Below are 23315 nucleotides of genomic sequence, written 5' to 3' on the forward strand. Positions count from 1 at the left end.
CCGCGCGGCGTCATGTCGGTTGATGATGCGTCAAGACAATGCTGATGCGCTGGTTGGCAGCCCGTCCGCCGGCGATCGGTTGCGATCCGCCGCGACTGTCGACGGCAATGCGCGACGCGCCAATGCCCCCTGCTTCGAGATCATGCGCGACGGTCTGTGCGCGCGCCAGCCCGAGCGCAGTATCGGCGGCGGGGTCGTCGGTGGCATCGCAATGGCCGACAATCGTGATATCGACATCGCGGTACGAGCGCAGCATCGCCACCAGGCGTTGCAACCGGCCGATCGACAACGGCGTGGGTTCGGCGGACCGGCCGACGAATTGTTGTCCGCCCAGCTCAAACGTGCGCGTTTGCTCGCCCGACGCCAACCAGTCGACCAGTTGGCGCCCGATCGTCCCTTGATGTGCCAGCATCGTCGCGCCATCGGGCAGGGCAATCAGTCCGCTGTCGGTTGACGTATCGGACGGCACCGGCGCAGGAGCGGGCTGCTGCACCGCGCGCGAGATCAGCACCCCCCCACCGATCAGAATGAAAACGACAGCAAGAACATACACTATTCGTAAAATTCTCATTGCGATTTCCCCTGATAATTATATGATTTCAGGATCCAATCCCCAGATTTATGCCACGTAAATTGCGCCATCCAAATACATCTCGATCATAATTTCGCAAGCAACGTCCATTTACTGCGCCGATGCCAGAGAGATAATATCATGATCATACTCGATGTCATCCTGAGAATAATGACCACCGGCAGCGTATTTGTTGGCGCCTCTGCGGTATATGCCGCAGTCCACAATCACAATCGTCAACTGAATGCGCAGATATTCCTGAATTATTCCGACCGTCTGCAAGTGATCCGCCGCTCGATGCGCAGTGATCTGATGCTCACCCGTCAGACCGCCACCCCCGATGACCAGCCACAGGACATTCCGGTGGGGGCACTCGAGACCTTGCACCTGATTTTCGAACTGTTCGAACTGAAAGACCAGGGCTACGTCACGCAAAAGACCTGGACCGTCTGGTCGCGCGATATCAACCGGTTCCTGGCCTCTCCGATCATCCAACTCGGACGCGACCAGATCGCGCAGGAATTTGATGGTCATACCCATTTCATGGACTGGATAGACAGCAAAATCGGCGCCCTGTCGGCAACGGCCTAATCTCCGCCCGCCAGATTGCCCACCGCGAGCGCCAGCGTTGCGGCCGCCGACAGCGCCCGATACCGCGCATCAGTGGCAAGGTTGCGCGCCGAAATAAGCTGACGTTGTGCCAGTTGCACCTCGGACGTAGCGCCGACTCCGGCCCGATAGGCGGCCGTGGCGGCATCGAACGTGGTCTGCGCGGCGCGCAACAGGCTTTGTGCGGCGGTGCCGGCCTCAAGCGCGGTGGCCAGTTGGTTGTGCGCGGTGGCAATCTGTCGCGCCGCCTCCAGCTTGGTGCGTTCAAATGCGGCCTGCGCGGCATCGGCACGATCACGCGCGCCTTCCACCACCGACCGGCGCGCGCCGCCATCGTATAGCGGCACCGACACGCCTCCCAGGATCGTCCCGCCCCAGTGATGCCCGGTCAGATTGACCGTAGGGGATTCGCCGCCGACCGGAGGAATCGCATTGAGCGCCAGATCGCCCCCGGCATAGGACCCGGTTGCCGAAACGAACAATTTGGGCCGCTGCGCCGCGCTCGCGGCTTGCGCATCGGCCACGCTCGCCTGATGCGCGGCATAGGCCTGCTGCACATCGGGCCGCCGCGCCAGCGCGGCATTGACCACATCATCGACCGCGCCGAGCAGATGCGGGGCCAGCACGGTGTCGGGCAGATCGGCAATCGTGATCCGGTTCAGCGGCGACAGCCCCATCGCCGCCAGCAGCGTCATATAGCTGTCGCTGGCCGCGCCATTGGCCTCCACTTGCATCAGCGCGGCCTCGGCGCTGGCCTGATGGGCCTGATCGACCTCGATGACCGTGCCGATCCCGCGATGATAGCGCGCGTTCGCCGATGCCTCGATCGCCTGGGCATCGACCACTGCTTGCGCACATCCGGCCAGCCGCGCCCGTGCCGCCATATGCGCATAATAAGCCAGGCTTACCGCATGGATCAGCCGCTGATGCGCCTCGACCAGATGCAGATCACCGAACTGGCGGCGTGCATCGGACGCGCGCAGCGCCGCCGCGCGCTCGCCAAAATCGAACAGCAGCCATTGCAGATTGACCACCCCGATCGCGCCCGAGGTATCGGCATGCAGCGTGCCGCCGATGCCATACGCCGCCGTATAGGACGATCCATTGGCATAACCGCCCAGCACCGCGGCCGTCAGTTGCGGCAGAAAGGCACTCTTGGCCAACCCTTCGGCGCTGAGCGCCTCGCGCGCCTGATCCCAGGCGATGCGCGTTTCGGGATTGAGCCGCTCGGCCAGATCGATCAGGTCGGCCAGCGCATAGCGCTGCGCCGGGTCGATTGCCGGGCCATCAGGCAAAGGTCCGACCGACGGATCTGCCGCCAGAACCCAGCGATCGGCGGTCGCCGCCGCGCCGGGCACCGGCACCGCCGCCATCAATATGCCCGCCAACCAGCAATGCACGCGCAGATCAACCAAGGCATGCCTCCACCTGTTCGAGCGAATCCCCCGCGGCGCGCGCGTCACGCTGGTCCGCATCGACGATCAGCCTGTGTTCGATCGCGCACAGCCGGTCGAGCACGGCAGAACGCCGGGCCAGCCACCGCGCGCCCGGATGCAACCCCCGCGGTTCATAGGCCATCACCGCAATCTCGGCACGGGTCGCCGCCAGCCGCGCATCGAACGCGGCGGCCAGCGCCAGACGCGCACGCCCCGGCGTGGCGGCAATCGCGCGCAGATCGTCAAGCAGACCGCGCAGGCTGCGCTCCACCGTGCTGCGCAAACTGACCGGCGCAACGCAGGTGAACACCAGCCAGACGACCGCATTGCCAAACAGGATGCCGATCACCCGGTCGCGCGCCACCACCAGATCGGTGCCCGCCCCGTTGCCCTGGATGGCACAGAGATAAAAGGCAAAGGCGATCTGGAACCCCGCATAGGCGATGCGCGGACTGCCCGCCGCGATCCACGCGGTCGGCACTGTCACCGCAAACACCAGCAGCATGGGCCCGCCCAGCGAATCGAACCCGGGGATCACCCAGATGATCGCCGCCACCCCCATCGCGGCCCCCATCAGGCACCCGGTGATCCGCAAGGTCAGCTTTTCGATCGTTTCGGCGGTCGATCCCAGCGCGACCACGTAACAGGTGATCAGGCAAGTGTGGATACCCTGCCAATCCATCAGCGAATAGGCAAGATAGCACACTGTGGCCGCCAGCGTGACTTTCAGTGCGTGGAACACATGCACCGGGCTGGTAAACGCATCGGCGACGAAAAAGCCTGCCCTGGGCGCAGGTTGCGCAGGCTTGGGCACCGCTCGGTCGGCATCGGCCACCCCAAATTCGGCGAGCGTGGCGGCAATGTCGGCGATCTGGCGCGAATCATCGGGCCCAACGAGCGTGACGCGGCGGGGATATTGGCCGCGCTGGCACACCGCCGCCATCGCCTCGATCCGTTCGGCCAGCGCGCGCCGGCAGGCCGGGGGTACGTCCCGGTCCAAAGCCGCCACCTGGTGCATCAGCAACTGGCTCGACAGCGCCGCCGCGCGCAGACCGGCCAGATCGCGCGCCGGGGAGGTGCGCTCGATCGCGGCGAGGCGCAGCCAGGCCAGGATCGGCGCAACCCCTTCGGCAATGTCGCGCTCCAGCGCGGCGGCAGCGCCCGCCCGATCGCGCACCACCGCCGCAACGACGCGCAGGCGCCGCGCCAGCGCACGCTCGACCAGCGCGCGCGGCGCAGGCGCCGCGACCAGATTGACGAGCACCGACACCCCTGCCGGAATGCCCGCGATCAGCCAGGTATAGAGCAGCCCGCGCGTGGCGATTTCGCCAGCAGGCACCGATCCCAGCACCGCCAGCGCATAGACCACGCAAACTCCGATGACCGGCGCGAGCGGGCGCAGCTTGCTCGCCGAGCCCAGAAACATCAGCACGAACGACATCCCCGCCATCGTCGCCAGTTGCAAAACCGGATGATCCAGCACCACTTCGGCCAGCCCCAGCACGATCAGCAGAATGAGTGTGAACACCGCCAGCAGGACCAGATTGAGCACCACGCTGGTGACCCGGTCGGGCTTGTTGAGAAAAAACGCCAGATAGACCGTCAGCGCGGCTTCGGGTGTCCCATAAAGCTCGGTAACAGCCAATGTCAGCGCGGCAATCGCCGCCAGCCGCAGCGCAAACCCCGCGCGCCCGTCGGCGGGCACCACCAGATCGTGCCACAACGACCGCCATTGCCCGGCTATCCGCTTGGTCGCCACAACGCCGGTATCGGGCGCAGTGTCAGCGACAGGCGGCGCCACGGCGAATCTCCACCACCGCGCTCGCACCGATCCGCATCAGGTCGGATGGCGGATGGTCCAGCCGCACCCGCACCGGAAACCGCTGTTCGACCCGCACCCAGTTCAACGCCTTTTCGACATAGGGCACCGATCGCGGCAGATCGATCTTGCCCGCGTCGAGCACCCCGGCGCCGATACCGTCGACCACGCCATGGATCGCACGGGCCCGGTCGGTCAGCGCATAGACCGTCGCGCAATCGCCGACATGGATGCGCGCGAGCGCGGTCTCGCGAAAATTGGCGCTGGCAAACCAGCGCCCGGTGTCGATCAGCGTGAACAGCGCCTGCGACGGGGCAACCACTTCGCCGGGCGTAACCCCCAGCCCGACCACACGGCCATCGTGGGGCGCGCGCACTTCGGTATCGGCCAGCGCCTTGCGCGCCAGCGCCAGCGCGGCTTCGCGCGCGGCAATCGTCGCCTGTGATGCGGCGGGCGTGTCGATCGCCTTGCGGGTGGCGGTGCTCTGTTCGCGCGCCTGCGCCAGCGAGGTCTGCGCATCGTGCAGCGCGACTTGTGCCTGATCGAGTTGTTGCATCGGGACATAGCCCTGTTCGGCCAGCGGGCGCAGCCGATCGACCGTGCGCGCGGCCAGATCGCGGTTGGCCAGCGCGCGACCGATCTGGTCATCAGCGACGGTGGCGGTCGATCGCTGGGTGTTGATCGCACGTTGCTGCGTCGCCAGCGTGGCGCGCGCCAGCGCCAGATCGGCTTCGGCCTGGGCCACGGTCGCGCGATAGGTTTCGGGATCGATCGCCAGCAGCAGGTCGCCCGCCTTGACCGCGCCGTTTTCCTCTACCCCGATGCGCACGACACGCCCGCCCACGGTCGGCGCAACATGCACTACATCGGCATCAATGGTGGCATCATCGGTGGCCGGATCAGCCTGTGCCCGATCGAGCGCGATCACCGCCAGCCAGACCGCCAGCACCACGATCGCCACCGCGACCAGTTTGCCCCACACGGGTTTGCGCGCAACGCCCGCGGTTTCCATCTCAGTGTCCAAAGCCAACCAGCCAGATCAGGCAGGCAACAATCAGCCCGCACGCCGCACACACCGCCAATTGGCCGGGAATGGCGTCGGCCAGCCCGCTGCCAACCATCACGCCCCGCGCCACACAGGCCGCCAGCACCCCGATCACCGCGCATAACAGCCAGACCGGGAACCACGCACCAAACAGCCCGATGGTCGGCGCCGCACCCGCCGAACAGCCACCGAGCGGCGCCACCATCATCATCCCGATCGCTCGGCACGCGATCCGGGCCCCACCAGAAAGTCTGCGCATTGGCTCGATCCTTGTGCTTAGCCGCATGGCCCGATCCGGTCCTGGCGAGTGGGGCACTCGCGCCTGTTGTGGCACGCAGGACCAGACTTGTCCGGTTTTTCGCGCGCCGGTCAAGCGCCGCGCGAACGCCGGACCGGTGCGCTGCGCGCGCTATCACCGCCTTTGATCGGGGTTGCGCGGATTGGGGCGGCGGCGCCCGTTTATGAGCATATGTGGCGTTCAAATCTGCGCCGCAAATATTTGCAAAACCGGGTGCGCGCTATGAGTTTAATTCAATTAATTTGGTAGAGTATTCCGCCTATCTCCGCGCAGCAACCTGGCAAGACCGCACCGCACAACGGGCGCTTGCCGCACTCGCATGGGGGTACACTTACGATGAAACGTTCCATTAGCTTGCTGTTTGCAGGCAGCGCGCTGGCGCTGTTTGCGCCGATCGCCGCACATGCGGCCAATGCACCCGCTCCGACCAGCGATGCCCCGGCCACCGAGGCGCCTGCGACCAACACCGACATCATCGTGACCGGCACGCGCACCACCGGCACACGCGCCGCCGACAGCGCCGCGCCGATCCAGATCATCGGCACGTCCGCCTTCGCGTCGGTCGGTCAGCAGGATCTGACCCAGGTGCTGGCGCAGTCGCTGCCCTCGTTCAATTTCCAGGCATTCGGCGGCGACACCGCCAACCTGACGCTGTCGGCCGCCCTGCGCGGGCTCAGCCCCAACGACACGCTGGTGCTGGTCAACGGCAAGCGCCGCCACTTCACCTCGAACCTCGCGGTCGATTCGGGCAGCCCCTACAGCGGTTCGGCCACCACCGACTTCAGCTTCATCCCGACCGCCGAAATCGCCCGTATCGAAGTCTTGCAGGACGGCGCCTCGGCGCAATACGGGTCCGATGCGATCGGCGGCGTGATCAACGTGATCCTCAAGAACGCCGACCACGGCGGATCGTGGGACGTGACCGGCGGGCAATATTACCAGGGCGACGGCAAGACCGCCGCGACCGCGCTCAACTATGGCTTCAAGCTGGGCGATCGCGGGTTCCTGAACCTGACCGGCGAGTACAAGTTTCACGATTTCAGCCAGCGCGGTGGCGCCGACTATCGCGTCTATGGCAGCTTTGCCGCCAATCCGGTGGCGGCGGCGGGCATCCAGGCCAATCCCGACAACCCCGACGTGAACCATATTGTCGGCGACGCGAAATATTCGCTCTACAACGTCGATTTCAACGCCGGGTATGACCTGACCGACGCCATCCATGCCTATGCCTTTGGCGGCTATGGCAATCGCGCCGCCTACTCGTATGAAAACTACCGCGCTGCCAACAAGGTCGAAGGCACCACCAGCACCGGCGCAACGGTCATCCCGTTCCCCACCGGCTTCAATCCGCTGGAAAGCATCCGTGAAGAGGATTTCTCGTTCACGGCCGGTCTGAAAGGCGAAGTTTCCGGCTGGAACTGGGATCTGTCGCAGACCTACGGGCGTGATGCGAATGCGATCTACACGCTCAATTCCGCCAACATCACGGTCTACGACGACATCCAGTCGCAGAATTCCAGCCCGGTCCTGCCGCAGCGCAATTTCTATGTCGGATCGCTGGTCAACAGCGAATGGGCCACCGATCTCGGCGTAACCCGCGATTTCGACGTCGGTTTTGCCAAGCCGGTGACTTTGGCGTTCGGCGGACAGTACCGTTATGACCGCTACGAGATCGATGCCGGCGAAGCCAATTCCTATCTGGGCTCGGGCGCGCAGTCGAATCCTGGGATCGAGCCGAACGATGCCGGGGTCAACGGTCGCAAGGCCTATGCCGCCTATATCGATGTGGCGATCCAGCCGATCAATCCGTTCAAGATCGACCTGGCCGGGCGCTATGAACACTATTCCGAATTCGGCGACGTGTGGACCGGCAAGGCCACCGCGCGCTATGACATCAGCCCTGCCTTTGCGTTGCGCGGCACGGTTTCCAACGGGTTCCGCGCGCCGACGCTGGCCGAGGAATACTACACCTCGGTAAACGTTTCGCCGACCAGCGTGGCCGGCCAGATCCAGGCAGATTCGCCCACCGCGCAGGCGCTCGGCTTCAACAAGCTGCAGCCCGAAAAATCGACCAACTATTCGATCGGCTTTGTCGCGCACCCCGTCTCAAAGCTGCAGATCACCGCCGATGCCTATGAGATCCAGTTGCGCAACCGCATCGTTGGCACCTCTGTGCTGGGTATCAACGGGGGCGTGGTCTATTCGCAGAACGTGCTCAACGCGTTGCAAAATCTTGGCGTGACAGCGGGCGGAGCGACCAGCGAAGCGGTCGATCTGTTCACCAACGGCGCCAACACCAGCACCAAGGGTGTCGAAGCCACCGCCAGCTACGCCACCGATTTTGGCAGCGCGGGCAAAATCGACTGGACGCTGGGCTTCAACTACAACACCACCAAGGCAACCGCGCTGCCCAGCCTGCCCACCGCGGTGCAAAATGTCGCGCTCGGCCAGGTCCAGTTGTTGACGCCCAACGCGCTCAGCGCGCTGACCACCGCCACGCCCAAGGTCAAATCGATCCTCAACGCGCTTTACAGCAATGGTCGTTTCTCGCTCAATCTGCGTGAGACGCTCTATGGGAATGCCAGCGAATGGGTCAGCCCGACCGGAACCGGATCGGGCAACGGCGCCACGCTTGAACGCACCGGCACCGCCGCGATCACCGACATCGATGTGGGCTACAAAGTGACGCGGTCGATCCGCGTCGACTTTGGCGCCAACAACCTGTTCGACAAGAAGGCGCCGACCCGTCCCAACTACAACGGATCGCCCGCCGATGGCAGCGCGGTGCTCAACGCCCCGATCGGCTTTACGCCCTGGGGGATCGACGGCGGCTACTACTACGCCAAGGCCACGTTCACGTTCTGACGCGCGTCCGATGGTCGATTTCTCGCCTGTCGTATCGACGCGACACACCCCTGTGTGCCGCGCCCGCCCCACCCGGCCAATGTCCGTCAGGTCCTTTGCGGACAGCGAGCCGGGTGTGGGCCGCGCATTTTTTACCTCTCGTGGCGGAAAAAATGCGCAAGAATGGTGGTATCATCCTGCATTTTCCACTGCACGTCGCAAACCCGTGCTTTCCCGGCTTGGATTTTCGCGCGAATTGCCGCTAGCTGTGCCTCTTCAACAATTCAGGGATGTTTCCAGCAATGAACAACAGTGATCTTGCCGATACGATTGCGGCCGCGCACGGGCTGACCAAGGCCGATGCCCGCAAGCTGGTTGATGGCGTGTTCGCCGAGATTGCGGCTGCGGCGGCCAAGGGCGACGAAATTGCGTTGAACGGCTTCGGCAAGTTCAAGGTGAAGGAAACCCCGGCCCGCGAAGGTCGCAACCCCTCGACCGGGGCGACGATCCAGATCGCAGCCGCGAAAAAGCTGACTTTTGCGCCTGCCAAGGCGGTGAAGGACAAGCTGAACGGATAATCTGCCAGGGCGCCCTGCCAGTCTTGGCAGGGCGCTTTGTCATCCCCAGATAGCATCAGAGCGTTATGCGCTGCGATGCGATTCCGGGGAGACAAGCGATGAAATACCGCAAGCTGGGCCAGGGGCTCGAGGTTTCCGCGATCGGCATTGGCTGCATGCCGATGATTCGCGATGGCAACATCAATTACGGCCACGCCGATGACGACGTGTCGATTCGCACGATCCACGAAGCGATCGATCTCGGCATCACCTTTTTCGACACTGCCGAACTTTACGGCCCGTTCCGCAACGAGGAACTCGTCGGCGCCGCCATCAAGGGCCGTCGCGACGGGCTGGTGATCGCCACCAAGTTTGCCATGCGCTGGGATGGCGACACCCCGGTGGGGGTAGACGGCAGCCCCGCCAACGCGCGCCGCGCCTGCGAGGGATCGCTGCGCCGGCTCGGCATCGATACGATCGATCTGTTCTACCAACACCGCGTCGATCCCGATGTGCCGATCGAGGAAACCATCGGCGGCATGGCCGATCTGGTCCGCGAGGGCAAAGTGCGCCACATCGGCCTTTCCGAAGCGGCAGCCGACACCGTGCGCCGCGCTGCGCGCGTGCACCCGATCGCCGCGCTGCAAAGCGAATATTCGATCTGGGAGCGCGATGTCGAGGGCGATATCCTGACCGCGTGCCGCGAAAACGGCATCGGGTTTGTGCCCTATAGCCCGCTCGGGCGCGGCTTTCTGGCCGGTGGCATCCGCAGCCTGGCCGATTTGCCCGACGATGACTGGCGCCACAACGATCCGCGCTATTCGGCCGAAAACATGCCTGGCAATCTGGCCATCGTCGATGCCATCGCCGCCGTCGCGGCGCGCCATGGCGTCTCCAACGCGCAGATCGCGCTGGCGTGGCTGCTGGCGCAGGGCGATGACATCGTGCCGATCCCCGGCGTGAAGCGCAGCGCCACCATGCGCGACAGCGCAGGCGCGCCCGACGTTGTACTGAGCGACGATGATCTGGCCACGATTGCCGCAGCGGCCCCCGCCGGGCAAACCGCCGGGCCGCGCTACAACAAGGCCGGGATGGCGCGCGTCAAGCTATAGCCGCGCCGCGCGATCCGGCGTAGCATGTGCGCGCAATCAAGGGGGAGGCGTGTCGATGCTGGTGGTAACAACCGAAAACGTGGCAGGCTATCGCGTGACCGCAATCCAGGGCCAGTGCTTTGGCGTGGTCGTGCGCAGCCGGGGGCTGGCGGGGAACATCGCCGCCGGGTTGCGGTCGCTGTTCGGCGGCGAGATCAAGGAATATACCTCTCTGCTGGAACAGGCGCGCCGCCATGCGGTCGATCGCATGGTGCAGAACGCGCAAGCGATGGGCGCCAACGCGATCGTGATGATGCGATTTGATTCATCGGAGATTGGCCAGACGATGAGCGAAATCGTCGCCTATGGCACCGCCGCCACAATTGTTCCGGTCGAATAGGCGAATGTTGCGGATCCTCCTGATCGCGCTGGCGGGCACCGGGCTGGTCGCGCTGATCTTGGCCGATTGGCTGGAAGGCCGCAGCTATCTGCCCGCAACCGTCGGCGCCGGGATCGTGCTGGCGGGCCTGCTGTTTGAAAACCGCCGTTACAAACGGGTGCTGGACACCGCACCGGGCACCGGCTGGCAGGCGACCGGCGAACGCTTTGTCGATCCCGACAGCGGCAAGCTGGTCGCGGTGTTCTTCAATCCGGCCACCGGCGAACGCCGCTACGTCGACGCCGACGCCTGATCAGTCCCGCTGATCCCGGCGCGGCGGGCCGAGCAGCGCGGGTTCGAAGATCAGCGCGCAGATCAGCGTCCACACCAGCGACATCATCAGGATCTTGCCCATGCTGGCCGTGCCCGGATGGTGCGACAGCCACAGGCTGCCAAACGCGCTGCCGGTCGCCAGCGCGCTGAACAGCACCGCGCGCGCCAGGCTCGATTGCAGCAGGCCGGTCGCCCCGCCGCGCCAGGCCATCACGAAATAGATGTGAAACGCCGTGCCCACGCCCAGCAACAGCGGAAAGGCGATGATGTTGGCAAAGTTGATCGGCTGCCCGATCAGCACGCACGTGCCCAGCGTCAGGAAAATCGACAACACCACCGGGGCCAGCGTGAACAGCACTTCGCGTGCATCGCGCAACATCGCCAGCAACAGCGCACCGACCAGCACAAAGGCCAGGATGCCCGCCTCGACAAAGGCAAAGGCAACCGTGTTGGCCGCCGCCTGGGTGGCCACCGGCAGGCCGGAAATGGCCGGGGTGACCGCAGCAACTGCATCGCGGAACCGGCGAATCACGCGATTGTCACCGGCATCCCCGGCAGGAAACACCTCCAGCCGCGCCCGGCCATCGCTGGTGACCCAGTCGTGCACCAGTTCGGGCGGCAGATCGGTGCGTGTGACCGGTCCAGCCTGCAAGGCGGCGCGCAACTGGCCCAGCAGCGCATCGAGCGGGGTCGCCAGCAGCATGTTCAACTGCGCGCGCTGCGCGGGCGAACCTTGCGCCGCGCGCTCGAACGCGCCGGCCAGTTGCTCTGCGGCGCGCGCGCCTGCGCCCTGGCTGTGCGTCGCCGCCGTGCGCAATTTGGCCGCGCTTTGGCGCAGCGCCTCGACCATGGCGGCATCCGACGGCGGCGGCGCCACATCGAACGGGTTGAGCGTCACGTCCAGCAGCAGCGACGCGTCGGTGATCAGCGCCAGCTTGGGCGCCTGGTCGGCGGGCACAAAGCTGTCGAGATCGACCACCTGGGCGACTTGTGGCAGCGCCGAAAGTCTGGTCGCCAGCGTGCGCGCTTGCGCCGGATTGGCGGAGAGCACGTCGATGGTGTTGGGCGTGCGGTCGGGATCGCGCGTCAGATCGAGCAGCGCGCGCATCGCGGGCCCATGCGGATCGCGCAAGTGCAGCGGGTTGAAATCAAAGCTGACCAGCGGCAACAACGCGATGCTGGCCACCAGCGCGATCACGAACGACCACAGCACGCCGCGACGATGCCGGACCAGCCAACCATCGAGCGGAGCAAGCCCGGCCAGCCCGGTTTCGTGGCGCGCCTTACCCGCGCCAAGCACCAGCACGATCGCCGGAAGCACCGTCAGGCTGAGCGCGAGCGTGACGATCATGCCGATCCCCGCGATCACCCCCAGTTCGGCAATCCCGACATAGGCGGTGGGCAGGAACGCCGCAAAGCCCAGGAAAATCGCGCCCGCAGCCAGCACCAGCGGCCGTTCGAGTGCGTGCACCGCCTGCCCCAGCGCCGCCGCCGTGGCACTGCCCTGCCCGCGCTCGGCGTTAAACCGCACGCAGATCTGGATGCAGAAATCGACCCCCAGCCCGACAAACAGCGGGATGAAGGCCACTGAAATGAGATTGAAGCGCCCCACCGCCATCAGCCCCAGCGCCATCGTCACCACCAGTCCCAGCACAATCGTCAGCAGGATCGCCACGACCAGCCGCACCGAGCGCGTGGCGAACCAAAGGGTCAGCACCATCGCCGCCAGCATCACCGCCGCGACAAAGCCGATGTTGTCCTGGATGGTGGCGAATTCCTCGTCCGACAGCGGGACTTCACCGGTCAGTTGCACGTTGACGCCATGGGCCTCATCCAGACCCAGCCCTGCCGCAGCCGCGCGCACCGCAGCGCTGGCCGCTTCGCCGGGCATCAGCGCACCATGATCGAGTTCGGGCTGCACCAGCACCAGCCGTCGTTTGGGCGCGGTCAGCGCCCCGGCCTGCCCGCCGAACAGCGCGACCCATGAAAACGGTGTCGGGTGCCCGTCGAACACACCGTTGGTAGCATCGGTCAGTGCACGCACCGGCCGGGCGATCCGATCAATCGGCACGGTACCGCTGGCAACCCCGTCGGCCATCGTCGACAGGGCATTGGCCACCCCCCGCAACGACGGATCGGCGGCCAGCGGCCCCAGCAGCGGCTGCGCGTCGATCAGCGCCTGGGTGGCCGATTTCACATCGGCCTGCGCGCTGAACAGCAGACCCTCGCGCGCGAAATAGTCGCCGCCATCGGGGCGCACCACACGATGGAAATGCCCCTTGTCCGCCGCCAGCCGCTCGGCCAGCCGCGCCGCGCCGTCATCGGCCAGTTCCGGTGTCGCGCCATCGACGATGATCACCATCGCATCGCGCAATTGCGGAAACGCCGCCTCCATCGCGATTTCCTGCTTGCGCCAGGGCACATCGGCGGAAATCAGCGCCGCGGTGTCCGTCGTCATCGCAAACCGTTCGGAAACCACCATCAGCGCGGCGACGCCGAGCACGAGCGCCAAACCCAGCGTCAACCAGGCGCGGCGCAGACTGGCGGCGACAATCCGCGAAACCAGGGACGTGCTGCCGGTCATCATTGCTCTGGTCCCGCATGACCAAGAAAATATCGCAATTTCACGTGCAAGGTTGCCGATGTGCCATCGAAATCGAACGCTGCGTCCCTGAATTTGGGCGCGCTCAGCCCGATCCGCACATTGTTGGAAAAGCCTATTCCCTCTTTGGGAATGCCGAACAGCGCCTGATCGACCTTGCTGTTGTTGTTTTCATCCAGATAGGCCTGCACCGCATAACGCCCCGCCGGAACGTCGGTGACCGTCACGCTGGTCGTGCCGACTTGCGCCGGTGCGCTGCCATGCCAGGGGCAGGCATCGCTCAGAAACTGTTTCTGGGGGCACACATCGATCCGCACCTGGCCTTTGGCAATACGGACATTGCGCACCTCGACCGTCAGCGTCCCGGCGGTCGCTGTGACATTGGCGAGACTGGTCAGCAGAACGGCGCAGATCAACGCACGGTGTACACGCATCACGGTTGCGCACCGCCCGTCGCGGGTGCCGGTGTCGTGAGAGGCTCGATCGCCGGGGCTGGCGCAGGCACAACGGCCGGATCGTTCAGCGGGTCGCCCAGTTCGGGCGCGACCGGCGCTGCGTGGTGGTGCAACGCGGCGACTTCGGCGGCGCGGTTCTGGAGCCAGGCCGAGCGCAGGGTGGCATAAGGATCGACCGCATTGTCGGTCAGCGCGCGCAAGTCCGCATCGGATTCGGCCCGCAAATCGAGCCCTGGAATGACCGTGCTGGCGGCAATGAACCGCCAGCCCTTGAAGGGCTTGCCCGCGATGTTCGAGATGACCAGCATCGGAAACGCCACGTCATCAACCGGACCGCCCAGCGCATCGCGCAACGTCGATGGCCCGACCAGCGGCAGGAAGACATAAGGCCCCGGCCCCACCCCATACCACGCCAGCGTATCGCCGAAACTGTTGCGCAGATGTGGCAGGCGAATGTCGCGGCTCTTGGCCACGTCAACCAACCCACCCACCCCGACGGTGGAATTGATGACGAACCGCCCCAATGTGCGCGCGGCCTTGCCAATGCGCAATTGCAGGATGAAATTGGCAAACACCACCGGCTCTTGCAGGTTGGCGAAGAAATTGCGCAGGCCCGATCGCACCGGCTTTGGCACGATATGTTTATAGCCCATCGCCACCGGGCGATAGAACGCCTTGTCCAGCGCCTGGTTCACCCCGAACATCTTGCGGTTGAACCCTTCGAGCGGGTCTCCGGGGCTATGCCGGTTCCGCGCAGCCGGCGGCGCGGCAACCGTCGCCGGATCGACCAGCGGATCCGCCAGTTCGGGGCCACCGGCAGGAACCGGGGGCGGCGAATCGGCGGGCACAGCAACCGTCGGCGCCGCGCCGGGTATCGGCACGGCCGACAGTTCCTGCGGGGTCGCAACGCTCAGCGCGACGGGTAACAGCAACAGAAAAGTCAAAAACTGCCTTTCGCAGCCAGCGCATCGAGATGCGCCGCCAACGCCTTTGCGCCGCCCTTGGCCAGAACCGCCGTGAAATCGGACCGCCGCAGCGCAACCTGGCTGATCGCGTTGTGATAAAAGATGTCGATAATCTGCCACCGCCCGGCATTTTCGCGCAAGCGATAGCTGATCGCGATCGGCGCCCGGCCCGGCACGGTCAGCGTGGTGCGCACCAGCCGGTCGAGCCCGCGCGATTCGACCTGCGGCGCGATGGCAAAGGTTTCGCCCGACCAGCTGTCGAAATTGGCGGCATATTGCGCGATGGTCAGCCGACGAAACGCTGCCAGCAGCGCCTGCTGGTCGGCGGGGGCAATCGCGCTCCAGCCCGGCCCGACCACCAGCCGGGTCATCAGTGGCAAATCGATCGCCCGGTCGATCGCCGGCGCGATCGCGGCGGCGCGACTGTGAGTCGACCCGCCCGATTTCATGATCCCCAGCAACGCTTCGTCAAGCTGCTGGACGGTGGCCCGCGCGGGATCGCTTTGCGCCGCCGCTGGCGCGACGCCGCCGATCACCGTGGCAGACATGACAATTCCACACAGCACTGCGCGCATAGCAATTCTCCATCGGCGCCGAAACGCGTACTAGGCAAGGGGCAAGATGGTGTCTAGGGCCCCGGAAGGGTCGCCTTCAGGGGTGACACAAGGATTTCGTTCTTTTACAAGCATCCGGCTGCGATTTTGGCCGGTTTCGGATTATCGTTGGCACCCCCTTGCCGAGATGGAGTCCCATGTCCCACACAAACGACGGTTCAGCAGCCCCCACACTGACCGTTATGTTGGCCAACCCGCGCGGGTTTTGCGCCGGCGTGATCCGCGCGATCGACATCGTCGAACGCGCGCTGCAGCTTTATGGACCACCGGTCTATGTGCGGCACGAGATCGTCCACAACCGCCACGTGGTCGAACGCCTGCGCGGCCTTGGCGCCATTTTTGTCGATGAACTTGACGAAATTCCCGCAGGCGCGCGCACCGTGTTCAGCGCCCATGGCGTGGCGCGCAGTGTCGAGGCCGAGGCCGCGGCCCGCAACCTGCCGGTGCTCGACGCGACATGCCCGCTGGTGACCAAAGTCCATGTCCAGGGCCGCCGTTATGCCCGCGCCGGGCGCACCCTGGTGCTGATCGGCCATCCCGGCCATGCCGAAGTGGTCGGCACGATGGGCCAGATCGAGGCGCCGATCCATCTGGTATCGAGCGCGCAGGATGTTGCCGCGCTGGCTCTGCCGCTCGATACGCCGATCGCCTATATCACCCAGACGACATTGAGCGTGGATGACACCCGCGCGGTGATCGCCGCCCTGACCGGCCGGTTCAGCGATGTGATCGGCCCCGATGTCAGCGAAATCTGCTATGCCACGCAAAACCGCCAGACCGCCGTGCGCGATCTGGCGACTCGCAGCGACGTGCTGATCGTGGTCGGCGCCAGCAACAGCTCGAACTCCAGCCGCCTGCGCGAAATCGGCAGCGAGCTGGGGGTACCGAGCTATCTGGTCAACGATGGCAAGGAAATCGACCCCGCCTGGCTCGACGGCGTGACGACCGTCGGGGTGACAGCGGGTGCCTCCGCGCCCGAGGAACTGGTCGAAAGCGTGATCGCCGCGCTGGGCGCGCTGCGTCCGGTTGCGGTGACCCAGCTTGACGGGGTAGAGGAAAACATTGAATTTGCCCTGCCCGCACAATTGCGGCGGGTGAACCGGCACGCCGTTTGACAGGCCGTTTGACAGGATCGAAATCCAGATGACTCTTCCGTTTTCGCAGGTTGCCCGCATCGGCGCCTATGCTCTCAAACAGCACATCAAGGGCGGCAAATATCCGCTCGTGCTGATGCTGGAGCCGCTGTTGCGCTGCAATCTGGCCTGTCCGGGTTGCGGCAAGATCGACTATCCCGATCCGATCCTCAACCAGCGCATGAGCTATGAGCAATGCATGGAGGCGATTGACGAATGCGGCGCGCCTGCCGTGTCGATCGCCGGGGGCGAACCCCTGTTGCATCGCGACATGGCGCGCATCGTCCAGGGCTATATCGCGCGCAAAAAGTTCGTGATCTTGTGCACCAACGCGCTGCTGCTTCGGAAAAAGATCGACGAATATACGCCGTCGCCGTTCTTTGCCTGGTCGATCCATCTCGATGGCGACAAGCAGATGCACGACCATGCGGTCGATCAGGACGGCACCTACGAAGTCGCGGTCGAGGCGATCAAGCTGGCCAAGGCCAGGGGCTTTCGCGTGCAGATCAACTGCACCGTGTTCGACGGCGCCGCGCCCGACCGGCTGGCGACGTTCTTCGACGAAATGAAGCAGTTGGGCGTCGAAATCACCATTTCGCCAGGTTATGCCTATGAACGCGCCGCCGATCAGGAGCATTTCTTCAACCGCGAGCGCACCAAGTCGTTTTTCCGCGAGGTGTTTTCGCGCGGCAAGGGCGGCAAGGCATGGGATTTCACCAATTCCCCGCTGTTCCTCGATTTTCTGGCCGGCAACCAGACCTATGAATGCACGCCCTGGTCGATGCCGCTGCGCACGATCTTTGGCTGGCAAAAGCCGTGCTACCTGCTGGGCGAAGGCTATGTCTCGACCTTCAAGGAGCTGATGGAAGGCACCGATTGGGAAAAGTACGGCGTCGGCAAGTACGAAAAGTGTTCGAACTGCATGACCCATTGCGGGTTTGAAGGCACCGCCGCCGCCGATGCGATTCGCCACCCGCTCAAGATGTTCAACGTCGGCCGCAAGGGCATCAAGACCGAGGGCGCCTTTGCACCCGAAGTCGATCTGAGCCAGGCGCGCCCGGCCGAAGACAGCTTTTCAACCCATGTCGAGCGCGAGCTGGCCAAGATCAAGGCCGCCAATCCGGCCGCCGGCAAACGCGTGGTGCAGGCGCTCTAGCGCACCGAACGCCCGCCCTGCATCGCGCGCCGTGCGCATCAGGGCGGGTACTTGCGCAGGGTTGCGCAACAACGAGCCGATCACTGCGCCCAGTGCAACGCCGCCATCAGCGCGCATCCCGACCAGCGCGGCGGGGGGCAGCGCATGATCGGCAGCATCTGAAATCACCCGCGCAACCAGACAGGGCAGGCCATGATGCGCCGCGACGGCCCGCGCGATGTGCGTTTCCATATCGACCGCCAGCGCCCCGCTCCGCCCCGCTTCCGCCTTGGCGGCAATCGAGCCCAGCGCCATGTCGCTGCCGATCACCGCACCGATTCGCGCATGGGGCAGCGCGCGGTGCAGCGCCCCGACCAGCGGCACGGGGCCATCGAGCACCACATCGCCCGCGACCAGCCCCGGTTGCAAGGCGCCCGCCAGACCGCTCGACACGATCAGGCGCACCCCTGCCAACGCCGCCTCCAACGCTTGCGCCAGCCGCGCGCCATCGCCGCCGCCGGCCACCACGATCACGCCGGGCGCGGCCATGATTTGCGCCTCCTTGCGCATCCCGGTGGCGATCAGGATCGTCACATCCCGTAATCGACGCGTTTGGCGTTCGATCGCATCAGGTTGCGATAGCGGGCCAGCGCCCACAGCGGGAAATATTTGGGATAGCCGTGATAGCGCAGATAGAACACCCGCGGGAACCCGCCGCCGGTGTAGTGTTCCTGCCCCCACAGCCCGTCGGCCTCCTGATGCGCGCCCAGCCAGGCGACCCCGCGCCGCACCGCCTCGCTGTCGGCCTCGCCCACCGCCATCAGGCCCAGCAGCGCCCACGCGGTCTGCGACGCGGTCGACGGTGCGGGCATATGGCCGGTGCGATCGAGGTCATAGCTGTCGCACCCTTCGCCCCAGCCACCATCGTCGTTCTGGATCGCCTTCAGCCAGGCCACCGCGCGCGACACCATCGGATCGGCATGGTCGATCCCGGCTGCGTTGAGCGCGCACAGCACAGACCATGTGCCATAGATGTAATTGACGCCCCAGCGACCGAACCAGCTACCGTCCGGTTCCTGTTCGCGGCGCAGATAGGCGATCGCGGCGGCCATGCGGGGGCTGTCGATCCGCTCGCCCAGTTGCGCCAGCATCGACACGCAGCGCGCCGACACGTCGGCGGTGGGCGGATCGAGCAACGCGCCATGGTCGGCAAACGGCAGATTGTTGAGATAATCGGCGGTGTTGTCGGCATCAAAGGCGCCCCACCCACCATTGCCCGATTGCAACCCGACCGTCCATTCCACCCCCCGGTCGATCGGCTCGCGATCGACCGTGCCCGCGCGATCCATCGCCATCACCACCACGGCAGTATCGTCGAGATCGGGGTAATGGTCGTTGGCATACTGGAACGCCCAGCCGCCGGGGCGCACATCGGGGCGAATTTCCGCCCAGTCGCCCGCCACGTCGAGCACCTGGCGCGGTTTGAGCCAGTCGAGCGCCGCCTCGGCCCGGGCCACGTTGTCGGCGCCGCCCGCTTCAAGCATGGCGTGCGCGGCCAGTGCGGTATCCCACACCGGCGATACGCAAGGCTGGCAATAGGCCTCGTCGTCCTTGATCACCAGCAGGTTTTCGACCGATTGGCGTGCGATCGCGCGGTGCGGATGATCGGGCGCGTAACCCAGATGATCGAACATCATCACGCTGTTGGCCATCGCCGGATAGATCGCGCCGAGCCCGTCCTCGCCATTCAGCCGTTCGGTCACCCAGGCCACACAGCGATCGATCGCACGCTGGCGCAGCCGTTGCGGCCACAGCCCGTCGACCGCCTTGAGCACGCGATCAAGCGCGTTGAACGTGCGCGTCCAGATCCATTTGGGGTCGGCAGCGCGCGATTTGGGCACCACCGGCATGCCGGTGTACAGCTCGGCCACGGTGACGCCCAGCGGATTGCGCGCCAACGGCCGGGCCGCGCACAGCACCAGCAACGGCACGACCACCGTGCGCGCCCAATAGCTCATGCGCGACAGATGGATAGGAAACCAGCGCGGCAGCAAGATCAGTTCGGGCGGCAGCGTGGGCACCGCCGACCACGGCCCCGCGCCGAACAGCGCAAGCTGGATGCGGGTAAACACATTGCTCGCCGCCGCGCCCCCGGCGGCCAGAATCGCGGCGCGCGCGCGCGCCATGTGCGGCGCATCGGGCGCATCGCCAATCATCTTGAGCGCGAAATAGGCCTTTACGCTGGCGCTGACATCGAAGTCCCCGGCATGAAACAGGCCCCAGCCGTGATGCGACGCAGACTGGATGCGACGCAGATAGCGCGCGATCCTGGCCTCCAGTTCGGCATCAACCGGCTCGCCCAGATAGTGGCGCAACAGCACATATTCCGCCGGGATCGTGCAATCGGCCTCAAGTTCGAACACCCAGTGCCCGTCAGATTTCTGCGCGCGGATCAGCGCCTGCGCCGCTCGATCGACGGCAGCATCGATCTGGGCCAGTGGATCATCAAGAGTTTGCGTTGCCATGACGCCCCTCTAACGCTTGCGGCCGCCACTTGCCAACCGGGCTGCGGTCTCGCCCGATCGCAAGGCACCCTCGATCGTCGCGGGCAACCCGGTCTGCGTCCAGTCCCCGGCCAGAAACAGGTTGTGCCAACGCGTCGCGGCGGGCGGGCGCAGCGTATCCTGCGCCGGTGTGGCGGAAAACGTCGCGCGCTTTTCCTTGACGATCTGCCAGCGCGGCAACGGCGCGGAGAAGCCATGGGCGCGCTGGATATCGTCCCAGAACCGGCGGGCCAGATCCTCGCGGTCGCCATCGACCAGCGCATCGGCGGCACTGACCGTCACCGAAATGCGGTCGGGAAAGGCAAACAGCCATTCCGCCGTCCCGCCCAGCAGCCCCAGCATCGGCGGCGTGCCAGCGGGCGGCACATGGGCGAAATGGCCGTTGACGATGGCGTGAAACGTATCGGGCGCCTTCAGGTCCGGCACCAGTTCGCGCGCCACCCACGGTGGCACGGCCAGAATCACCGCTTCGTCGGCGGCGACCGGTTCGGGCCCGGCCCCCCAGTCAAGCGCAGTCACGCGATCATCATCAAATGTCAGCCCGCGCAGCCGCCGCCCAAGCGCCACCGGCGCATGGTGCGACGCCAGCCAGTCCAGCGCGGGATCGATAAACGCCGCCGCCAGACTGGGCTCGGCCACGCGCGGACGGCTGGCCATGCCGCCACGCAGCAGCGATTCCCTCAGCACCGCCATGGTCAGGCGTGCCGATCCTTGCGCGGGCGGGGTGTTCAGCACCGCCAGCAGCACCGGTTCGAACAGCTTGTCCCACACCGGCCCGGCCGGCCTGATCCGGTCACCCACGGTGTCATCGGCCCGGCCCGTCAGCAATCCGGCCAGCCTGGCATAGTCTGCCGCCGTCGTGCCCGGCACGCGGCGATGACGCGCCAGCACCCACCAGGGCAGCGGCCCGTCGTTCAGCCCGATCGTCCAGCGCGCGCCATCGCGCAGATCGGCAAAGGCGAATTCGGCATGGTCAGGCCCGGCCAGCGGCGTATCGGCGCCGACCGCCACACGAAACCGCGCCACCGCGCCATTGCCCGCCAGCACCAGGTGGTTGCCGTTGTCGATGGTCAGGCCAAGCTTGGGATCGTGGTAGGATCGGCAGCGCCCGCCCGCATGCGCGGCGGCATCGGCCACCCGCACGGTCAGCCCGGCGCGCACCAGATTGACCGCCGCGCCCAGCCCCGCCAGCCCGGCGCCCGCCACCGTGGCCGTGCGAAAGGTCACCGCCATATCAGGTGTTTGGCGATCGTCCACAACAGCGCGGTTTTGCGCACTCGCACGCGCTGGCGCGGGGCGACCCAGCCGACCCCCTCCATCCGCGTCAACAGCGCCGAATAGGCCGTCTCCATCAGGCGCGGCGCCAACAGATGCCCGCCCGGGCGCGTCGCAAGCAGCGCGTTGGCGTGGTGGAAATGGTCGTGCGCGCGCGCCACCACCGGCCGCACGGCCTGATCGATGCGCGGATCGGCCGCCACCTCGTTCGGCGTGGTCAGCGCGATGCCCGCCGCGACCAGGGCCTCGGCGGGCAGATAGACCCGGCCGATGGCGGCATCTTCATCGATATCGCGCAGGATATTGGTCAATTGCAGCGCGCGGCCCAGATGATGTGCCAGCAGTTCGCCGGGCGCACGCTCCATCCCGAACACCCGCACCGACAGCCGCCCGACCGCCACCGCAACCCGGTCGCAATAAAGTTCCAGCTCGTCCCAGGCGGGCCAGCGGATGTCTCGCGCCAGATCCATCGCCATGCCGTCGATCACCGCTTCGAAATCGGCGCGATCGAGTTCGAAGCGTTTGACCCCTTCGGCCAGCATCGCCGCCTGCCCCGGTACACCCCCGGCATAGAGCGCATCGAGATCGCGCCGCCATTGCGCCAGCGCTTCGGCCCGACCGATCGGATCGCCCTGCTGATCGTCGGCAATATCGTCGACCGCCCGGCAAAAGGCGTAGATCGCGTACATCGCCTCGCGCTCTGCCTTGGGCAGCAGCCGCATCCCGGCATAGAACGAACTGCCGGACGCCTGAACCGCAGGATCGCTCATGCCGCGCGCCGCGCCAATGCGGGCAGCGCCGCGCCAAGCGCCAGCCATGCCGCCTGCCACTTGCCGTGGTGGACCCGTTCGCTGAGCGGATCGCGCGTTTCCAGCATGTCGCACAGGCTGACCGCAAGGCGGTGGATCACCGCGACTTCGGCGGCAAGCCGGCGGTCGCGGATACCGCGCGCAAAGCCCGCCGATTGCACCAGCATTTCACGCGTGCGCCGCGCCAGCGTGGCGATGATTGCGCGCAGGGCGGGCGTGGCCCGGTCGAGCGCCAGATCGGTCACCACCAGCCCGGTATCGAGCGGGATATAGACGCGGTCGATCAAACGGTAATCCTTGCCGCAATCCTGCAAGTGGTTGATGATCTGCAAGGCGGTGCACAGGGCATCCGAGGCCGCCCAGAGCGAGCGGCTCTCACCATGAAGATCAAGCACATAGCGCCCAACCGGCACCGCCGAATAGCGGCAATAATCCAACAGATCGTCCCAATCGGCATAACGGTTGACGGTACAATCGCGCACAAAGGCATCGAGCAGTTCGCGGGCGTGCACGGGATCGATGCCCCGCGCGGCCATCGCCGCACCCAGCGCGACCGATTCATCCGCGCCGGGCCCGTCGAGCCCTGCCCGCATCCGCGCCAGCATGCCAAGCTTGGCTCCGGCCGCGAGTTTGGGGCAGTCGGCGATATCGTCGGCGGCGCGGGCAAACCGGTAAAACGCCATGATCGGCGCGCGCAAGTCGGCGCGGACCAGCCAGCTTGCCACCGGGAAATTCTCGCCGGTGTGCGTCTTGCTGGGCACCATGGTGTCTGGCGCCATGT

The 23315-nt window shown here is 65.8% G+C and carries 22 protein-coding genes; 8 read left to right on the plus strand and 14 right to left on the minus strand.

The features are described 5' to 3' along the window. Positions 1 to 10: 10 nt before the first annotated feature. A complete protein-coding gene (locus tag AQZ49_RS06245) occupies positions 11 to 553 on the minus strand; it encodes an OmpA family protein (RefSeq protein ID WP_067614022.1) in 543 nt (180 codons plus the stop codon). Positions 554 to 712: 159 nt separating this feature from the next. Here AQZ49_RS06245 and AQZ49_RS06250 point away from each other — a divergent pair, with 159 nt between their 5' ends. Then, complete coding sequence (locus AQZ49_RS06250) at positions 713 to 1162, plus strand: hypothetical protein (protein WP_156428164.1); 450 nt, start codon at positions 713 to 715, stop codon at positions 1160 to 1162. Here the strand turns inward: AQZ49_RS06250 and AQZ49_RS06255 are convergent. Genes AQZ49_RS06255 through AQZ49_RS06270 form a run of 4 tightly spaced genes read right to left on the minus strand, consistent with a single transcriptional unit; the run spans position 1159 to position 5739 of the window. Further along, complete coding sequence (locus AQZ49_RS06255) at positions 1159 to 2595, minus strand: TolC family protein (protein ID WP_197410946.1); 1437 nt, start codon at positions 2593 to 2595, stop codon at positions 1159 to 1161. The two genes, AQZ49_RS06250 and AQZ49_RS06255, sit on opposite strands and share 4 nt — an antisense overlap. Further along, complete coding sequence (locus tag AQZ49_RS06260) at positions 2588 to 4417, minus strand: FUSC family protein (RefSeq protein ID WP_067614027.1); 1830 nt, start codon at positions 4415 to 4417, stop codon at positions 2588 to 2590. The genes AQZ49_RS06255 and AQZ49_RS06260 overlap by 8 nt, the downstream gene beginning before the upstream one ends. Further along, positions 4398 to 5447 (minus strand): multidrug transporter subunit MdtN, encoded by a 1050-nt coding sequence (mdtN, locus tag AQZ49_RS06265; RefSeq protein ID WP_067614029.1) that lies wholly within the window; start codon positions 5445 to 5447, stop codon positions 4398 to 4400. Before mdtN ends, AQZ49_RS06260 begins: the two co-directional genes overlap by 20 nt. A 1-nt stretch (position 5448) precedes the next feature. Then, positions 5449 to 5739, minus strand: coding sequence for a YtcA family lipoprotein (locus AQZ49_RS06270; protein ID WP_197410947.1), 291 nt, complete (start codon positions 5737 to 5739; stop codon positions 5449 to 5451). 375 nt (positions 5740 to 6114) lie between these two features. Here AQZ49_RS06270 and AQZ49_RS06275 point away from each other — a divergent pair, with 375 nt between their 5' ends. The 5 genes from AQZ49_RS06275 to AQZ49_RS06295 all read left to right on the plus strand — a co-directional run bounded on the left by AQZ49_RS06275 (position 6115) and on the right by AQZ49_RS06295 (position 10962). After that, positions 6115 to 8643: a TonB-dependent receptor plug domain-containing protein gene (locus AQZ49_RS06275; protein WP_067614031.1), complete on the plus strand. Its 2529-nt coding sequence runs from the start codon at positions 6115 to 6117 to the stop codon at positions 8641 to 8643. Positions 8644 to 8924: 281 nt separating this feature from the next. Next, positions 8925 to 9200, plus strand: coding sequence for an HU family DNA-binding protein (locus AQZ49_RS06280; RefSeq protein ID WP_067614032.1), 276 nt, complete (start codon positions 8925 to 8927; stop codon positions 9198 to 9200). A 98-nt stretch (positions 9201 to 9298) separates the two neighbouring features. Continuing rightward, on the plus strand, positions 9299 to 10291 hold the full coding sequence (locus AQZ49_RS06285; protein ID WP_067614034.1) for an aldo/keto reductase: 993 nt from the start codon (positions 9299 to 9301) through the stop codon (positions 10289 to 10291). Positions 10292 to 10346: 55 nt separating this feature from the next. Further along, positions 10347 to 10670 carry a heavy metal-binding domain-containing protein gene (locus AQZ49_RS06290; protein ID WP_067614036.1) on the plus strand — a complete coding sequence of 108 codons (324 nt, stop codon included), beginning with the start codon at positions 10347 to 10349 and terminating at the stop codon, positions 10668 to 10670. A gap of 4 nt (positions 10671 to 10674) precedes the next feature. Then, complete coding sequence (locus tag AQZ49_RS06295; RefSeq protein WP_156428165.1) at positions 10675 to 10962, plus strand: hypothetical protein; 288 nt, start codon at positions 10675 to 10677, stop codon at positions 10960 to 10962. On the opposite strand, the gene AQZ49_RS06300 is transcribed toward AQZ49_RS06295, so the two are convergent. Genes AQZ49_RS06300 through AQZ49_RS06315 form a run of 4 tightly spaced genes read right to left on the minus strand, consistent with a single transcriptional unit; the run spans position 10963 to position 15579 of the window. Continuing rightward, the gene (locus tag AQZ49_RS06300; RefSeq protein ID WP_082701587.1) at positions 10963 to 13569 is read right to left on the minus strand and encodes an MMPL family transporter; all 2607 of its coding nucleotides are present in this window, start codon (positions 13567 to 13569) and stop codon (positions 10963 to 10965) included. It abuts the gene before it with no gap. Further along, the gene (locus tag AQZ49_RS06305; RefSeq protein ID WP_082701588.1) at positions 13566 to 14018 is read right to left on the minus strand and encodes a DUF2141 domain-containing protein; all 453 of its coding nucleotides are present in this window, start codon (positions 14016 to 14018) and stop codon (positions 13566 to 13568) included. The genes AQZ49_RS06300 and AQZ49_RS06305 overlap by 4 nt, the downstream gene beginning before the upstream one ends. Continuing rightward, the gene (locus AQZ49_RS06310) at positions 14018 to 14983 is read right to left on the minus strand and encodes an MlaA family lipoprotein (RefSeq protein WP_067614038.1); all 966 of its coding nucleotides are present in this window, start codon (positions 14981 to 14983) and stop codon (positions 14018 to 14020) included. The genes AQZ49_RS06305 and AQZ49_RS06310 overlap by 1 nt, the downstream gene beginning before the upstream one ends. Beyond that, a complete protein-coding gene (locus AQZ49_RS06315; RefSeq protein ID WP_067614040.1) occupies positions 14980 to 15579 on the minus strand; it encodes an ABC transporter substrate-binding protein in 600 nt (199 codons plus the stop codon). The genes AQZ49_RS06310 and AQZ49_RS06315 overlap by 4 nt, the downstream gene beginning before the upstream one ends. 176 nt (positions 15580 to 15755) lie before the next feature. Between AQZ49_RS06315 and ispH the strand changes: the two genes are divergently transcribed. Beyond that, positions 15756 to 16733, plus strand: a complete 978-nt coding sequence (gene ispH / locus AQZ49_RS06320; protein ID WP_067614042.1) for a 4-hydroxy-3-methylbut-2-enyl diphosphate reductase — start codon at positions 15756 to 15758, stop codon at positions 16731 to 16733. 28 nt (positions 16734 to 16761) lie between these two features. Further along, positions 16762 to 17907 carry an adenosyl-hopene transferase HpnH gene (hpnH, locus tag AQZ49_RS06325; protein ID WP_067614044.1) on the plus strand — a complete coding sequence of 382 codons (1146 nt, stop codon included), beginning with the start codon at positions 16762 to 16764 and terminating at the stop codon, positions 17905 to 17907. Here the strand turns inward: hpnH and AQZ49_RS06330 are convergent. The 5 genes from AQZ49_RS06330 to hpnC are packed head-to-tail and all read right to left on the minus strand — an operon-like array spanning position 17827 to position 23313. Continuing rightward, complete coding sequence (locus AQZ49_RS06330) at positions 17827 to 18480, minus strand: phosphorylase family protein (RefSeq protein WP_067614046.1); 654 nt, start codon at positions 18478 to 18480, stop codon at positions 17827 to 17829. The two genes, hpnH and AQZ49_RS06330, sit on opposite strands and share 81 nt — an antisense overlap. After that, positions 18477 to 20411 carry a squalene--hopene cyclase gene (gene shc, locus AQZ49_RS06335; RefSeq protein WP_067614048.1) on the minus strand — a complete coding sequence of 645 codons (1935 nt, stop codon included), beginning with the start codon at positions 20409 to 20411 and terminating at the stop codon, positions 18477 to 18479. Before shc ends, AQZ49_RS06330 begins: the two co-directional genes overlap by 4 nt. Positions 20412 to 20420: 9 nt before the next feature. Further along, a complete protein-coding gene (gene hpnE, locus AQZ49_RS06340) occupies positions 20421 to 21677 on the minus strand; it encodes a hydroxysqualene dehydroxylase HpnE (RefSeq protein ID WP_369819087.1) in 1257 nt (418 codons plus the stop codon). Continuing rightward, on the minus strand, positions 21674 to 22495 hold the full coding sequence (gene hpnD, locus AQZ49_RS06345) for a presqualene diphosphate synthase HpnD (RefSeq protein ID WP_067614304.1): 822 nt from the start codon (positions 22493 to 22495) through the stop codon (positions 21674 to 21676). The genes hpnE and hpnD overlap by 4 nt, the downstream gene beginning before the upstream one ends. Then, complete coding sequence (hpnC, locus tag AQZ49_RS06350; RefSeq protein ID WP_067614052.1) at positions 22492 to 23313, minus strand: squalene synthase HpnC; 822 nt, start codon at positions 23311 to 23313, stop codon at positions 22492 to 22494. Before hpnC ends, hpnD begins: the two co-directional genes overlap by 4 nt. Between the last annotated feature and the right edge of the window lie 2 nt (positions 23314 to 23315).

This window comes from Novosphingobium sp. FSW06-99, from assembly GCF_001519065.1.
Taxonomy (GTDB): Bacteria; Pseudomonadota; Alphaproteobacteria; order Sphingomonadales; family Sphingomonadaceae; genus Novosphingobium.

What these genes read in the sequence shown, in the direction of transcription:
- AQZ49_RS06285 (WP_067614034.1), top strand. Translation starts at nt 9,299, where the DNA reads ATGAAATACCGCAAGCTGGGCCAGGGGCTCGAGGTTTCCGCGATCGGC.
- AQZ49_RS06250 (WP_156428164.1), top strand. Translation starts at nt 713, where the DNA reads ATGATCATACTCGATGTCATCCTGAGAATAATGACCACCGGCAGCGTA.
- shc (WP_067614048.1), bottom strand. Translation starts at nt 20,411, where the DNA reads ATGGCAACGCAAACTCTTGATGATCCACTGGCCCAGATCGATGCTGCC.
- AQZ49_RS06295 (WP_156428165.1), top strand. Translation starts at nt 10,675, where the DNA reads ATGTTGCGGATCCTCCTGATCGCGCTGGCGGGCACCGGGCTGGTCGCG.
- AQZ49_RS06275 (WP_067614031.1), top strand. Translation starts at nt 6,115, where the DNA reads ATGAAACGTTCCATTAGCTTGCTGTTTGCAGGCAGCGCGCTGGCGCTG.
- AQZ49_RS06270 (WP_197410947.1), bottom strand. Translation starts at nt 5,739, where the DNA reads ATGCGCAGACTTTCTGGTGGGGCCCGGATCGCGTGCCGAGCGATCGGG.
- hpnD (WP_067614304.1), bottom strand. Translation starts at nt 22,495, where the DNA reads ATGAGCGATCCTGCGGTTCAGGCGTCCGGCAGTTCGTTCTATGCCGGG.
- ispH (WP_067614042.1), top strand. Translation starts at nt 15,756, where the DNA reads ATGTCCCACACAAACGACGGTTCAGCAGCCCCCACACTGACCGTTATG.
- AQZ49_RS06305 (WP_082701588.1), bottom strand. Translation starts at nt 14,018, where the DNA reads ATGCGTGTACACCGTGCGTTGATCTGCGCCGTTCTGCTGACCAGTCTC.
- AQZ49_RS06315 (WP_067614040.1), bottom strand. Translation starts at nt 15,579, where the DNA reads ATGCGCGCAGTGCTGTGTGGAATTGTCATGTCTGCCACGGTGATCGGC.
- AQZ49_RS06290 (WP_067614036.1), top strand. Translation starts at nt 10,347, where the DNA reads ATGCTGGTGGTAACAACCGAAAACGTGGCAGGCTATCGCGTGACCGCA.
- mdtN (WP_067614029.1), bottom strand. Translation starts at nt 5,447, where the DNA reads ATGGAAACCGCGGGCGTTGCGCGCAAACCCGTGTGGGGCAAACTGGTC.
- AQZ49_RS06300 (WP_082701587.1), bottom strand. Translation starts at nt 13,569, where the DNA reads ATGATGACCGGCAGCACGTCCCTGGTTTCGCGGATTGTCGCCGCCAGT.
- hpnC (WP_067614052.1), bottom strand. Translation starts at nt 23,313, where the DNA reads ATGGCGCCAGACACCATGGTGCCCAGCAAGACGCACACCGGCGAGAAT.
- hpnH (WP_067614044.1), top strand. Translation starts at nt 16,762, where the DNA reads ATGACTCTTCCGTTTTCGCAGGTTGCCCGCATCGGCGCCTATGCTCTC.
- AQZ49_RS06280 (WP_067614032.1), top strand. Translation starts at nt 8,925, where the DNA reads ATGAACAACAGTGATCTTGCCGATACGATTGCGGCCGCGCACGGGCTG.